At 57.7% G+C, this 13178-nt stretch carries 12 protein-coding genes and 1 pseudogene; 6 read left to right on the top strand and 7 right to left on the bottom strand.

Annotation, left to right across the window (positions count from 1 at the left end; all coding sequences use genetic code 11):
* Window positions 1-29 precede the first annotated feature (29 nt).
* Window positions 30-518 carry a peroxiredoxin gene (locus RZ517_RS03495; protein WP_338550092.1) on the top strand — a complete coding sequence of 163 codons (489 nt, stop codon included), beginning with the start codon at window positions 30-32 and terminating at the stop codon, window positions 516-518.
* A gap of 36 nt (window positions 519-554) precedes the next feature.
* Here the strand turns inward: RZ517_RS03495 and RZ517_RS03490 are convergent, their stop codons facing one another.
* From RZ517_RS03490 to RZ517_RS03465, 6 genes are all read right to left on the bottom strand, one after another.
* A complete protein-coding gene (locus RZ517_RS03490; protein ID WP_338550091.1) occupies window positions 555-854 on the bottom strand; it encodes a 4a-hydroxytetrahydrobiopterin dehydratase in 300 nt (99 codons plus the stop codon).
* Window positions 851-2035 carry a GNAT family N-acetyltransferase gene (locus tag RZ517_RS03485; protein ID WP_338550090.1) on the bottom strand — a complete coding sequence of 395 codons (1185 nt, stop codon included), beginning with the start codon at window positions 2033-2035 and terminating at the stop codon, window positions 851-853. Before RZ517_RS03485 ends, RZ517_RS03490 begins: the two co-directional genes overlap by 4 nt.
* 50 nt (window positions 2036-2085) lie before the next feature.
* Window positions 2086-2853, bottom strand: coding sequence for a glycerophosphodiester phosphodiesterase family protein (locus RZ517_RS03480; protein WP_338550089.1), 768 nt, complete (start codon window positions 2851-2853; stop codon window positions 2086-2088).
* Window positions 2850-3311 carry a RidA family protein gene (locus tag RZ517_RS03475; protein WP_338550088.1) on the bottom strand — a complete coding sequence of 154 codons (462 nt, stop codon included), beginning with the start codon at window positions 3309-3311 and terminating at the stop codon, window positions 2850-2852. Before RZ517_RS03475 ends, RZ517_RS03480 begins: the two co-directional genes overlap by 4 nt.
* A 121-nt stretch (window positions 3312-3432) precedes the next feature.
* Entirely contained in the window at window positions 3433-4740 is a 1308-nt protein-coding gene (locus RZ517_RS03470; protein WP_338550087.1) for an HlyD family type I secretion periplasmic adaptor subunit, read from the bottom strand.
* The gene (locus tag RZ517_RS03465; protein ID WP_338550086.1) at window positions 4737-6476 is read right to left on the bottom strand and encodes a type I secretion system permease/ATPase; all 1740 of its coding nucleotides are present in this window, start codon (window positions 6474-6476) and stop codon (window positions 4737-4739) included. Before RZ517_RS03465 ends, RZ517_RS03470 begins: the two co-directional genes overlap by 4 nt.
* 166 nt (window positions 6477-6642) lie before the next feature.
* Here RZ517_RS03465 and RZ517_RS03460 point away from each other — a divergent pair, with 166 nt between their 5' ends.
* Both RZ517_RS03460 and RZ517_RS03455 read left to right on the top strand, forming a co-directional pair.
* Window positions 6643-7440 carry an MlaA family lipoprotein gene (locus RZ517_RS03460; protein ID WP_338550085.1) on the top strand — a complete coding sequence of 266 codons (798 nt, stop codon included), beginning with the start codon at window positions 6643-6645 and terminating at the stop codon, window positions 7438-7440.
* Window positions 7430-8036 (top strand): annotated as a pseudogene (locus RZ517_RS03455) (MlaC/ttg2D family ABC transporter substrate-binding protein). The gene RZ517_RS03460 and the pseudogene RZ517_RS03455 overlap by 11 nt, the downstream one beginning before the upstream one ends.
* Before the next feature lie 36 nt (window positions 8037-8072).
* Here the strand turns inward: RZ517_RS03455 and RZ517_RS03450 are convergent.
* A complete protein-coding gene (locus tag RZ517_RS03450; RefSeq protein WP_338550084.1) occupies window positions 8073-10214 on the bottom strand; it encodes a transglycosylase domain-containing protein in 2142 nt (713 codons plus the stop codon).
* A gap of 252 nt (window positions 10215-10466) precedes the next feature.
* Between RZ517_RS03450 and RZ517_RS03445 the strand changes: the two genes are divergently transcribed.
* The 3 genes from RZ517_RS03445 to RZ517_RS03435 all read left to right on the top strand — a co-directional run bounded on the left by RZ517_RS03445 (window position 10467) and on the right by RZ517_RS03435 (window position 13167).
* Window positions 10467-10805, top strand: coding sequence for a P-II family nitrogen regulator (locus tag RZ517_RS03445; protein WP_338550083.1), 339 nt, complete (start codon window positions 10467-10469; stop codon window positions 10803-10805).
* 19 nt (window positions 10806-10824) lie between these two features.
* Window positions 10825-12150 (top strand): ammonium transporter, encoded by a 1326-nt coding sequence (locus RZ517_RS03440; RefSeq protein WP_338550082.1) that lies wholly within the window; start codon window positions 10825-10827, stop codon window positions 12148-12150.
* A gap of 120 nt (window positions 12151-12270) precedes the next feature.
* The gene (locus RZ517_RS03435; RefSeq protein ID WP_338550081.1) at window positions 12271-13167 is read left to right on the top strand and encodes a CPBP family intramembrane glutamic endopeptidase; all 897 of its coding nucleotides are present in this window, start codon (window positions 12271-12273) and stop codon (window positions 13165-13167) included.
* Window positions 13168-13178: the final 11 nt, after the last annotated feature.

Below are 13178 nucleotides of genomic sequence, written 5' to 3'. Positions count from 1 at the left end.
AACCCGCAAATGATAGACAGGATGCGACCATGACCCTTTCCACTGGCGACAAACTTCCCGAAGCTTCTTTATTGCAACTGGGCGCGGATGGCCCCGAAGCCGTCACCCTTTCGGAGAAAACCAATGGCCGCAAGGTGGTGATCTTTGCGGTGCCCGGCGCGTATACGCCCACCTGCCACTCCGCCCATGTGCCCAGCTTTATCCGCACCAAAGACGCGCTGGCCGCCAAAGGCGTGGATGAAATCATCTGCGTGTCGGTGAATGACCCGTTCACCATGAAAGCCTGGGGCGAGGCCACGGGGGCAACGGATGCTGGCATCACCATGCTCAGCGACGCGGATTCCAGTTTCACCAAAGCCATCGGTATGAATTTCGACGCGCCCCCGGCTGGCCTATTTGGCCGATCTATGCGCTATGCGATGGTTGTTGAAGATGGCGCGGTGACCGTGCTCAACGCCGAAGAAAGCCCCGGTGTATGCGAGACATCCGCAGGCGAGACCATTCTCGACGCGCTTTGATTTGACATTCTTGGGCGGGCCGTGAATGCGCCCGCCTTATCCTTGGGCCAGATCATTCATCTTGCGGGCCAGTTTGATGTCCAAAGCGCTCAGACCGCCAACGTCATGCGTGCTCAATGTGACCTGTACGGTTTTGTAGACATTGAACCACTCGGGATGATGGTTCCATTTCTCGGCCCAAAGCGCGGCGCGCGTCATGAAGCCAAACGCATCCACGAAGTTCTTGAACTGAAACTCGCGGTGGATCGCATCGCGCCCGTCCACCATAACCCAGCCATTGGTTAATAGTGGCGATAGCTCCGTGTCACGCTCTGCATCGCTCAGCTTCTCGGTCATTCCTGTTCCTCCACATGTGCTCTTTTGAACGGGCCATAGGCCGTCAGAATTTCGATATCCTCTGACACCGCCTGCCGCTCCGCGTCCAAGTATCGGGCAACGGCATCCCCGAAAGACGGATCGCGGAACCAGTGCAAAGAGTGCGTCTCGACCGGAAGATATCCGCGCGCTAGCTTGTGCTCCCCTTGCGCGCCCGCTTCGACACGCGACAAGCCGTTCGCAATCGCGTAGTCGATCGCCTGATAATAGCACAGCTCAAAATGCATCGCCGGATAATGCGCCGTGCAGCCCCAGTAGCGTCCGAACAAGGCACCGCGCCCGATCATGTTCAAAGCCCCGGCGACTGGTTCACCGTCAAGCAGCGCCAGCACCAACAGAATATCGTCGCGCAGAATGTCATGCGCAATGTCAAAGAACGCGCGCGTCAGATAGGGCATGCCCCATTTCCGCGCACCGGTATCCTGGTAAAAGGTCCAGATATACTCCCAATGCGCGGGCTTGATCTGATCACCGGTCAACTGCACGATCTCAACGCTGCAGCCTTGGGCTTGGGCGCGTTCTTTGCGGATATTCTTGCGTTTGCGCGAGCTGAGCGAGGCGAGGAAGTCATCAAAGCTTTGATAGCCCTTGTTGAGCCAGTGAAACTGCTGCGTGGTGCGGGGCAGAAGACCCATCTGACTGCCATTCTCCCGCTCGACTTCGGTGCAGAACGTGACATGCAAGGATGACAGGCTGTGCCGGTCCGCCAACTGCACCGCTGCCTGCACCAACGCCTCTTGTCCAGCTCGCTCATACCCCGGTCGCGTCAGAAATCGTCGCCCAGTGACCGGAGTGAACGGCACCGCCAGTTGTAACTTTGGGAAATATCGCCCTCCGGCGCGCTCATAGGCATGCGCCCAGTTGTGGTCAAAAATATATTCGCCCTGGCTGTGTGACTTGGCATAAAGCGGCGCGCAGGCAATCACCTGCCCGTCCATTTCAGCCGTAAGATACTGCGCTTGCCACCCGGTGCCGACGCCCACCGACCGGCTGTCTTCCAGGGCTTTGAGAAACCTGTAGGTCGTGAAAGGATCATCTGGCCGCCCGTCCGCAGCCTCGGGGCAGGCGCAGGCGTCCCAGTCCTCGGCCCGGATCTGGGCGAGGCTGTCGCAGACGCTAACGATGACTGATCCGCCGTCCATACCGATCCTTTGACTACATGCTCTTCAATCTGGTCTGCGCGGGACACGCTTCAAGCGGGGATCTCGGCGAGATAGCCTTCAAAGGTCACATTGTCGGCAACTTGGCGCGCAAGGGCTTCTTGCTGCGCTGTGCGGATCGTCCAGCAAAAAACGTCCGCGCCCTTGGTCTTCAATTCGGCCACGCGTGGCCTCAAAAGATCGTCCGCCTGATGGCTGATGAAACTAGCGCCCGTGCGGTCATAATCGGGGATATCGCGCAGCCTTTCGCGAACAGGCTCGTCAAGTTCCGGCCAGTTCTTTTCCCTGTAAGGGCTTGTGACCAGCCCTCGCGGGACATCCGGGACAAGCTCAGCCAAAAGGGCGACCATCTCGGGATTGAACGACATCAGACCCACCGCGCCTTTGTACCCCTGCAACGCACGGGCGGTGGCCTTTTCCAGGCGTCCATCGGTCATCCCCATCTGGCCATGCTGATCCTTGAGTTCAATCAGCATCGGCGCACAGCCCGCGACCAGTGTCAGTAACTCTGACAGCGTCGGGATACCGTCTGATCCGCCTTTCAGCGGGATCTGCGACAGCTCTGCTGCATCATGCTCCAGAACCAAACCGCATTTGGACGTGAGGCGATCCAGATCATAGTCGTGAAACACCATCGCCTCGCCATCACGGCTCAGCTGCAGGTCGATCTCGATCCCATAGCCGTGATCCAACGCAGCCTGAACAGCGACACGCGAGTTTTCTGGTCGACCGTCAGCCACATCATGCAAGGCGCGATGTGCCAGCGGTGCCTTGAAAAAGGACCGGTGCAGCCGGATCATTTGATCTGAAACACGCCTTCGATTTCGACCGCCACACCAAAGGGCAGTGCCGGAGACGACACCGCGGCGCGGGCATGTTTGCCAACGTCGCCCAGTGCTTCGCCGATAAAGTCTGATGCGCCGTTGATCACGGCGGGCTGATCTTTGAAATCATCGGTGGAGTTGACAAAGCCACCCAGCTTGACGACCCGTTGCAGCCGGTCAAGATCACCGCCGCAGGCCGCCTTAACCTGGGCCAGCAAATTTATGGCACAAACCCGCGCGGCCTTCGCACCCGTGGCGACATCCATGTCATCCCCCAGCTTCCCAATCATGAGCGTGTCACCATCTTTTGGCAGCTGACCTGACACATAGAGCATGTCGCCTACCTGAACATAAGGCACATAATTGGCTGCCGGTGCAGGCGCATCAGGAAGCGTGACCCCCATCTCTGCCAGTTTGCTCTCAAATTTGCCCATCGGCCTCGTCTCCCGGATTCGTTTCGCATGTGGACGCTAGCCGCAGTGCTCAGCAAAGAAAATCAGGAAAAACTGTTTTTGCAGCGACGATTTGTTCAGATCATATCGGTGCAGGCCGGAGTTACTCTCGAAATGCTTTGGAGAAATAGTCGCTGAGCGGTTTGACCAGATAGGCCAGCGGCGTGCGGTCTTCCGTGCGGATAAACGCCTCGACCGGCATGCCGGGGATCAGGGTCACATCTTGGGGCAGGCGAGCCTGCTCTCCTTCACTGAGTTCGATTTCGGCCCGGTAATAGCTGCGATGTGTGCCTTCCTCTTCGAACGCATCGGCCGATATCTGCATCACCTGCCCGGTGAGTTCCGGCGTGCGTCTTTGGTCGAGCGCCGAAAAGCGCAGGATGACATCCTGACCGAGGTAGAGCTTGTCGATGTGGATGGGCTCAACCCGCGCGTTGATGATCAACGGGCGATCTTGCGGCACAATATAGAGGATAGGATCTGCAGGCCGAACAACGGACCGCAGGGCGAAAACCTGAAGGTCATAAATGATCCCGGACACCGGGGCGCGAATATCCAGCCGGTCCAGCCGTTCGGTCAGCGCACGACGCTCTTCCAAAAGCTCCAGTTCGCGGTATTGTTGATCTCGCAAAGTCGCGATGGCCTCTTCGCGCCGTTGCGCACCCAATTGCAACACTTCGATATCAATCTCGGTCATCCGCCCTTCGGCCTGGGCCACCTGCGCCGCCAATTCGCCCATTTGTCCCGACAGCCCTGCCCTTTCACGTTGCAGCGACAAAACGCGTGTTGCCTGCGCCAGACCTTGATCCAACAAGGCTTGTTGGTTGGCCAGTTCAACATCGATCAGATCAAGCTGTTCTTGCAAAGCGGTCGCCTGCGCCGTCAGGCCGGTGATCTGATCCGCGATCTGCCGCCTTTGTTTCTCAAGCTGCGTTATCTCTTGCGCAGTTGTTTCTTCACGCGCTGCAAGCAATCGGGTTTGCCCCTGCAAAAGTCCCGTGACATCAACATCTTCCAGAGCAACCTGTTGCAGCAGAGGGTCAAATGTGATCCCGGACGCCTCGTCACGCTCGGCCTCAAGTCGCCCACGTCGCGCCATCAATTCAAAAAGCTGGCTTTCGGTGATAGAAAGCTGCGACCGCAGCGCGGTTGGATCAAGCCGCAACAGCACATCGCCTGCGACGACGAAATCGCCTTCGTCGACTTCGAGCATGGCCACAACACCGCCATCCGGGTGTTGCACCACTTGCCGATTCTGGTCGACCTCTATCCGCCCTTCGGCGACAATCGCCCCCGATATGGTCGTCAAAACCGCCCAGGCTCCAAACCCACCCAAAAGCATGACGACAGTCACTGCACCGATGTATAGAGGCCGCCGCACGGACCAGGAAGTGCGCTTGGCTAAGGTCATTGCACGCCCCGAAGCCCTTCGCCGCCGATCACATCGAGATGGTTTTTGACGACGCTGCGCAGCACGTCATCCTTGGGGCCAAAGGCGCGCAATCGACCACCATCCAGCATTAATAGTTTTTCGCATTCCTGAATTGCGGCAGGCCTGTGGGCCATTATCAGGATGGAACGCCCTTCGGCTTTGAAGCCGCGAATGGCGCGGTTGACGGCTTCGCTGCCTTCGTTGTCGAGGTTTGAATTGGGTTCGTCCAACACCAGAAAAACCGGATCATCATACATGGCACGCGCAAGACCTATGCGCTGCATCTGCCCGCCAGACAAACGACCACCACCCGGGGTCACGCGCGTGTCGTACCCGTCCGGCAGTTTCAGGATCATGCTGTGCGCGTCCGCCTTCTTGGCGGCTTCCACAGTCTTGACCGGGTCGGGCGTTTCGGCCAGACGCGCGATGTTTTCGGCAATGGTGCCATCAAATAGCTGTACACGCTGCGGGAGGTACCCCACCAATCCGCCGAGCGTGCTTGCCTCATACTGGTCAAGCGTCGCGCCATCGAGCCGAATTTTGCCACCGGCCGGGTGCCACAATCCGGTCAAGGCACGCGCCAGCGAAGATTTGCCAGCGCCCGAGGGTCCAATCACGCCCACCGCTTCACCGGGTTGAACCACAAAGCTGACACTGCGCAGCGAGGCCTGTTTTTCGCCCGGCGGAAACACGGTGAGCTGCCGCACGTCGAGATGCGCTTTGGGACAGGGCAACGGAATGCGCGCCCGTTCTGGCGGCACCGTGCCCAACAAGTCGGCCAGCGCCTCCCACCCGCGAACGGCGCGGTGGACAGCCGGCCATTGTCCCACGGCCAGTTCCACCGGCGCCAGTGCCCGCCCCAACAGGATGGATCCGGCAATCATCGCGCCGGGGGTCAAGGACCCCGCCAACACAAGGTACGCCCCCAACCCGAGCATCGCGGATTGCAAGAACAGCCGGAACGTTTTTGTTGTCACACTGAATGTGCCTAACAAGTCTGATGATTGAATTTGCGCCTCAAGCGCCACGTCGCGTGCCTCTTTCCAGCGATCAAATGTGGCATCACGCATGCCCATGGCCTGCACCATCTCTGCCTCGTTGCGAATTTGATTGGCAATCTTTTCCGCCGCCACTGATGCCATGTTGGACCGCCCGGTTGGGCGACGTGTGACGCGTTGATTAATCAATGCAATTGCAACAAGGATTATGCCCCCCGCCAATGCCATCGACCCCAGCCATGGATGAAAGATCCAAATGCCAACCAGAAAAAACGGCGTCCAGGGAATGTCGAACCCGGCCATCAGGACAGGAGATGCCATGAGCCGTTGAACCGCCTCCAGATCGCGCAGGCCAGTTTCGGTGTTTTCATCCGGTTCCACGGCCGATTTGCGCACAACGGCGTCAAAAACCCGGCGATCCATTCGCGACTGAAACCGTGCCGCAACCCGTCCCATGATGCGACCGCGTGCATAATCCAACAGCCCCATCATCGTGTACAAAAAGAGCACTAGGACCGAAAGGGCAACCAACGTCTCCACCGACCGGCTGCCAAGAACCCGGTCATAGACCTGCAGCATGTAGATCGGCCCGGTCAGCATCAGAAGGTTCACGAAAAAGCTGAAACCACCCACGGTCCAATAGAGAACACGGCTTTGTTGCCGCGCGGAACGAAGCTCTTCCAGACCCGTTTCGCGGTGTGACCTGCTCGATTGCATGGTTTATGAGCCGCCTGTTGCCAACTGCGCTTGAAATGGTCGGTATGTCCGGCCTAGATTGGTGTCACCGAACTGCCACATGCTGCTGAGGACACGCTTGATCTTCTGGGCACTGGCGCTCGATTGGGTATGTATGCGCTGAACTGATTTAAAGATTCCTTAAACCGTGATTTATTTTCGTCTCTGTCCTCCTAGCCGCGCGTTGCGTTGTCTGCTGCCTTTGCTCCTGATTGTGGGGTTGGCGGCCTGTGCAAAGCCACCTGCTGGCCTGCCCTCGGATGCGGTTTTTGACCCTTACGAAGAGCAAAACCGCAGCGTGCATGAGTTCAACCTCTCTTTGGACCGCGCCATCGTGCGGCCTGCTGGCGTCGGTTACTCAGAATATGTGCCTGACGATATTGAGGACGCGATTGGACGGTTTGCTTTCAATCTGTCGCTGCCACGCTCTATCGTGAACAGCATTTTGCAGGGCAACATGCTTGCGGCAACGGAAGACAGCTACAGATTTCTCGTCAACAGCACGATCGGACTGGGAGGCGTCTTTGATGTCGCAACTGATCTGAACATGCCGGAGGCCAATGACGCTGACTTTGGTCAGACATTGCACGTTTGGGGTGTGCGGGAAGGCGCTTATGTGGAATTGCCTTTGTTGGGTCCTTCGACTGAACGCGATACTGTTGGCCTTGTGGTTGATATATTCACAAACCCCCTGACCTACATTCTGGACTCACCAGAAAATTACTATGGAACCATTGCATCGGTGTCCTCTGGACTGTCCAATCGCGGACGGTTTGCAGACACCATCGACTCGGTTCTTTATGAAAGTGCCGACAGTTACGCGCAGGCGCAGTCGATCTATCTGCAAAACCGCCGATTCAAACTTGGCAACGGCTCTGACGGGGCGTTTGCCGACCCATACGATGACCCTGCGCTCTCTCCATTTGAGGTGCCCGATGATGAATGATCTAAACCGCCGTCACGTCGTTTCTTTGCTCGCAGCAAGCGCTGCGGCGACGACCCTGCCCGCTTCCGCATTCGCGCTGACCGAAGCGCGCGCCAAGGCCTTGGTGGATCAGGTCGTGGCCGACATCAACCGCGTGATCGCTTCCGGCAAGTCGGTTAACGCTATGATCCGTGATTTTGAACGAGATCTTCAGCCGCTATGCAGATGTCAGCATCATTGCACGCTCCACACTTGGACAGGATTCCCGCCGTGCAAGTTCCGGGCAAATGCGTGCCTTCACCAAAACCTTCCAAAGCTACATCGCACGCAAATACGGCAAGCGGTTTCGCGAGTTTATTGGCGGGCGCATCGAGGTCAAAGGCGTGCGTAAGGTGAAATCCTGGCACGAAGTCAAATCGCTGGTGTATCTCAAGGGATCCTCTCCGTTTAACGTCCTCTTCCTCGTTTCGGATCGCTCCGGGAGAGACCTGTTCTTTGACATGGTGATCGAAGGGGTCAGTCTACGCTTGACCGAGCGCACGGAAATCGGCGCGATCCTCGATCGCAACAAGGGCAATATTGACGGGTTGATCGCCGATCTTAAAAAAGCGGGCTAGGCCTGGCACGTTCCGGGCCTGATCCGAGTTACCTGTTTACCGTCCAAAGAGATCCTTCAGGAAATTCTCGAAATTGGTGTTGCGCCGTCTTTGTCGTTGCACTGGTTGTGGTTTGGGTTTGGGCTGTGGCCGCAGCATAGGCAGGGGCTTGGGGTCTATGCCTTCGTTCACCCGTACCATGGTCTCGCGCCAAATCTCTGCCGGAAGGCCCCCGCCCGTCACACCACTCAGTGGCGTGTTGTCGTCATAGCCCATCCAGACACCGGCCACATAATCCGCCGTAAAGCCCAGAAACCAGGCATCGCGCGCGGCCTGTGTTGTGCCGGTTTTTCCCGCCGCCTCGCGGTCGGGCAGTTTGGCGCGCCCACCCGTGCCACCATGCACAACATTATACATCATCCACGTCAGCTCGCGCGCGGCTTCCTCACTGATCACACGCTCTCCGATACCGCCACCGGTCCCCATCAAAGGTGTGTCATCGCCAATCAGTTTGAGCTCAACCAAACCGTAGGGTGTGACAGAAGATCCGCCATTCAGGATACCAGCATAGGCACCGGTCATCTCAAGCAATGTGCTCTCGGAGGCACCAAGTGCCAAAGCCGGTCCGTCGGCCAGTTGATTGTCGATACCGAAATCCGTCGCCACTTGCCGCACAAGGTCCCGCCCCATGGCTTCTGAGACTTTTACAGCAGGTATGTTGAGCGACTGTCGCAATGCTTGCTGCAGCGTAACGAGGCCTCTGTATTTCTTATCAAAATTCGTGGGGCACCAGCGACCAGAGCCCGGGATGTCCATGCAATAGGGCTCGTCCACCACGGTTGAGTCGTGATGATGCCCAAGCTCCAGCGCTGTCGCATAAACGAAAGGCTTGAAAGTTGACCCTGTTTGCCGTTTGGCCATGGTCGCGCGGTTGAACGCACCCACCACCTGCGCCTTGCGCCCGCCGACCATAGCGCGCACCGCCCCATCGGCACTCATCACAACAATCGCCGCCTGCGCCTCAGATCCTTCGCGCACCTTGTTCTCAAAAACCCAGTCCAGCGCCTCTTCCGCCGCGCGCTGCATACGCTGGTCCAGCGTTGTGCGGATGATCACGTCTTCGGTTGTGTCTCGCGTAAAGAACTCCGGCCCGGATTCCATCACCCAGTCGGCAAAATACCCGCCTGCCTGCCGTTGCGCCGCTGCTGACAATGTGGCCGGATTGTCCTGTGCGGCCTTCATCTCAGAGTCGCTCAAATATCCTTGCTCATTCATCAGCCGAAGCACTGTAGCCGCGCGGTCCTGTGAGCGCTCCAGATTGGTAGTCGGCGCCAGACGTGTCGGGGCGGTCAAGAGACCTGCCAGCATCGCCGCCTCTTGCGGCGCGACTGTTGCAGCTGGTTTGCCAAAATACCTCTGTGCCGCAGCTTCCGCGCCAAAGGCGCCGCCGCCCATGTAAGCGCGGTTAAGATAGATCGAGAGGATCTCATCCTTGGTGTACTTGAGTTCCATCGCCAGCGCATAGACGGCTTCTTTGGCCTTGCGCGAGATTGACCCCCTTCGGCAGTCGCGGACATATTCGGCCTCGGATTCCCAAGCATCGGCCTCATATTCGACACCCAGGCACAAAAGCTTGGCTGTCTGCTGCGTGATGGTTGAGCCGCCATGTCCCGAGAGCGGCCCCCGTCCCTCACTGAGATTGATCTTGACCGCGCTCGCGATGCCCCTCGGGCTCAGCCCAAAGTGCCGATAGAACCGCTTGTCCTCCGTCGCGACAACCGCATTGCGCAAATGCGGGCTGACAGTGCTTGCGGTGACCACGCCACCAAACTGATCGCCGCGCCAGGCGAACACTTCCCCATCGCGATCCATCAACGTCACCGATCCCCGTGCGCGGCCATCCAACAAGGCGTTGACGTCCGGCAACGTGGAGTAGACATACCCAACGGCCAAACTCAGAAGGATAAGCACCACGACCCCAACGCGCCATGTCACCTTCCAGAAGAGGCGCAAAACCCAACGCACCAGGCGTTGCAAAAGCCCGATCACTCCCTTGCGCGGTGGTCTTGATGACTTGCGACGACGTTTTGTAGGCGTCTTACGGGTCGTGGTCGCACGCGTTTTGGCCGGCTTTCCAGCCGGTTTTTTGTATCGCTTCTCAGCAACTAGGCGCGGTGATTTTCGCCCCGATTTCGTCATGCTCAACCTGCCCGGTCATATTTATTTTGACCTAGTTTATCGCGCCCTGAATCGAATGTAGAGACCCTAAGCTTGTCGCAATTCAGATTCTTAGATGTCTAATTTTTAGTCATTTGATATTTTTTGCGCATATTTTGTGCAATTTTCACGTTTTCCCCCATGCTGATCCCTCACAAACCCTTCCCGCACGCCGGTCTTGCCGCATTTTCTGCGCATGCAAACAAACCGCTCATCCATTGGAAAGGGACATCCGTGAAACTCATCATCGCGACCATCAAGCCGTTCAAGCTTGAAGACGTCCGCGAAGCGCTGACCGGCATTGGCGTACGCGGCATGATGGTGACCGAGATCAAAGGCTTCGGCTCGCAGTCCGGTCACACCGAAATTTATCGCGGCGCAGAATACGCCGTCAATTTCGTGCCTAAAATCAAACTCGAAATCGCTGTTGCAGCCTCGATGGTCGATCAGGTGGTGGAAACCATCTCGACCACAGCACGAACCGGCAAGATCGGCGACGGCAAGATCTTTGTGCTGGATGTCAGCCAGGCGATGCGCGTGCGCACCGGCGAAACCAACGAAGATGCGCTCTGATCGGCGCGGGGGAAAGGACATGACTATGCAACGCTACACTCAATTCGGTCTTGCCGCGGCGGCAATGATCGCTTTGCCGCAGATGGGCTTGGCCCAGGACGCGGCTCCGGGCTTTGACGAAATCGGCCCCTATATCATGACAACTCTGCTGTTCTGCATGGCGGGTTTCCTGGTGTTCTTCATGGCCGCAGGCTTTGCCATGCTCGAAGGCGGGCTTGTACGCTCCAAAAACGTCACCATGCAGATGACCAAAAATATCGGTCTCTACTCGATCGCGGCCATCATGTATTGGCTGATGGGCTTCAACCTGATGTATCCGGGCGAGTTCAACGGCTATGTCGGAAGCTTCTTTGTACCAACGACGCTTGACCCTGTGGGCGTTGCGGCAGCCGACGCGGCTTTAGACTATGCCTCAGTTGGCTCAGACTTCTTCTTCCAGTTGGTGTTTGTTGCCGCCACAGCCTCGATCGTATCGGGTGCTCTGGCAGAACGGATCAAACTCTGGCCCTTCCTGATCTTCGTCGTTCTCCTTACCGGTGTCATGTACCCAATCTCAGGCTCCTGGCAGTGGGGCGGCGGCTGGCTCTCTGAGGCAGGCTTCTCTGATTTCGCAGGTTCTACCGTGGTTCACTCGGTGGGTGGTTGGGCCGCTCTGGCCGGTGCGATTATCCTTGGGCCACGCCTTGGCAAATACGGCAAGGACGGCAAAGTGAACCCATTCCCGGGTTCCAACCTCGCCCTCGCCACGCTTGGAACGTTCATCCTCTGGCTCGGCTGGTTCGGCTTCAACGGCGGCTCGCAGCTTGCCATGGGCACCGTGGGCGATGTCTCTGACGTTTCCCGCATCTTTGCCAACACCAACATGGCAGCCGCAGCTGGTGCTGTGACTGCGCTGATCCTGACGCAGGTGATGTACAAGAAGCCTGACCTCACCATGGTGCTCAACGGCGCCTTGGCCGGTCTGGTGTCCATCACTGCTGAACCGCTCGCCCCAACACTCTTTGGCGCGCTCTGGATCGGTGCTGTGGGTGGTGTGATCGTGGTGCTGACTGTGCCCATGCTCGACAAGTTCAAAATCGACGACGTGGTCGGTGCCATCCCGGTTCACCTCTTTGCTGGTATCTGGGGCACCATCGCCGTGATCTTCTACAACAGCGACGCAAACCTGGGCACACAGCTCATGGGCATTGCCGCCTACGGTGTCTTCACCTTCGTGGCCAGCCTGATCGTCTGGGTCATCCTCAAGGCCGTCATGGGCATCCGCGTCGGCGAAGAGGAAGAGATCAACGGTCTCGATGTCTCCGAACTTGGCATGGAAGCCTATCCAGAGTTCTCAAAAGGGTAATCTACCTTCTCCTTCCAGATTATCTCTTTGAAACTGACCCGGGCGTTCGCGCCCGGGTTTTTTCATGCGCATCCGCTAAGAAATATTGCAGGTCCCAGCCCGCAGCCCTAGCTTTGCGGCATGCGCCGCGCCTATTCCGCCTTTGAACAGCTTGTCGCCCCCGCGCGTCCCAGTGCGACACCACTGCGGCTGATTTTGGGTCTGGTGCTATGCGTCGTGCTGATCCTCACCTTTGTGATGCTGACCTCCGCGCTGTTGAATTCAGCAATGAGCGAAGACGCGAGATCTGCTTTGGACAACTCATTGGATACGGCGAGTGACCCGACCGGTGTTCTGGGCAATCTCTTTATTTTCATTTTCGTTTTCCTGGCCCTTGATATTGCGTTGCGACAGGTGCACGGGCGCACGCTTTTGAGTGCCATAGGCGATTGGGACACCGCAAAGTCGCAATTCAAAAGAACCTGCGGCTATCTCGTGGGTCTCTACGTGGTATTGATGGTTCTCATGCCCAGCGATCCCGACATCGCCCCGCAACTAAATGTGGAGTTTGGCACGTGGATTCTTTACCTACCGCTTGCTCTGCCCGCATTGCTTATTCAGGTGGGCGCAGAAGAAACCTTGTTTCGCGGGTATATGCAAAGCCAGTTGGCTGCGCGCTACGGTCGCCCACTTGTCTGGATTGTACTGCCATCCGTGATATTTGGTCTTTTGCACTATGACGCCGAACTGAATGGGGACAACGCCTGGCTCGTCGTGCTCTGGGCCACAGCCTTTGGGGTCGTTGCAGCTGATCTGACTGCCCGCTCCGGCACACTGGGTCCCGCTGTCGGCCTGCATTTTTTCAACAATTTTTATGCGATATTCGTGGCCGCCCCCACGGGGTATTTCGACGGTATGGCGCTTTACACATACCCGTTTGAAATAAGCGATGATCGCGCCGTCTGGGCCTGGGCCCCTGTGGACCTGATGATGCTCTTTGTCAGCTGGCTCACCATCCGCCTTGCTTTGCGCCGCTGATTGCAATTCGC

Origin of the sequence: Roseovarius sp. S88 (assembly GCF_037023735.1) — a bacterium.
GTDB lineage: Bacteria > Pseudomonadota > Alphaproteobacteria > Rhodobacterales > Rhodobacteraceae > Roseovarius > Roseovarius phycicola.
The sequence above is the reverse complement of the archived record's forward strand: the minus strand, read 5'-3'. Positions and strand labels throughout refer to the sequence as shown.

Coding starts and splice junctions, on each gene's coding strand:
- RZ517_RS03465 (WP_338550086.1), bottom strand. CDS start 6,476: ATGCAATCGAGCAGGTCACACCGCGAAACGGGTCTGGAAGAGCTTCGT.
- RZ517_RS03470 (WP_338550087.1), bottom strand. CDS start 4,740: ATGACCTTAGCCAAGCGCACTTCCTGGTCCGTGCGGCGGCCTCTATAC.
- RZ517_RS03450 (WP_338550084.1), bottom strand. CDS start 10,214: ATGACGAAATCGGGGCGAAAATCACCGCGCCTAGTTGCTGAGAAGCGA.
- RZ517_RS03480 (WP_338550089.1), bottom strand. CDS start 2,853: ATGATCCGGCTGCACCGGTCCTTTTTCAAGGCACCGCTGGCACATCGC.
- RZ517_RS03440 (WP_338550082.1), top strand. CDS start 10,825: ATGACTATGCAACGCTACACTCAATTCGGTCTTGCCGCGGCGGCAATG.
- RZ517_RS03490 (WP_338550091.1), bottom strand. CDS start 854: ATGACCGAGAAGCTGAGCGATGCAGAGCGTGACACGGAGCTATCGCCA.
- RZ517_RS03485 (WP_338550090.1), bottom strand. CDS start 2,035: ATGGACGGCGGATCAGTCATCGTTAGCGTCTGCGACAGCCTCGCCCAG.
- RZ517_RS03475 (WP_338550088.1), bottom strand. CDS start 3,311: ATGGGCAAATTTGAGAGCAAACTGGCAGAGATGGGGGTCACGCTTCCT.
- RZ517_RS03435 (WP_338550081.1), top strand. CDS start 12,271: ATGCGCCGCGCCTATTCCGCCTTTGAACAGCTTGTCGCCCCCGCGCGT.
- RZ517_RS03495 (WP_338550092.1), top strand. CDS start 30: ATGACCCTTTCCACTGGCGACAAACTTCCCGAAGCTTCTTTATTGCAA.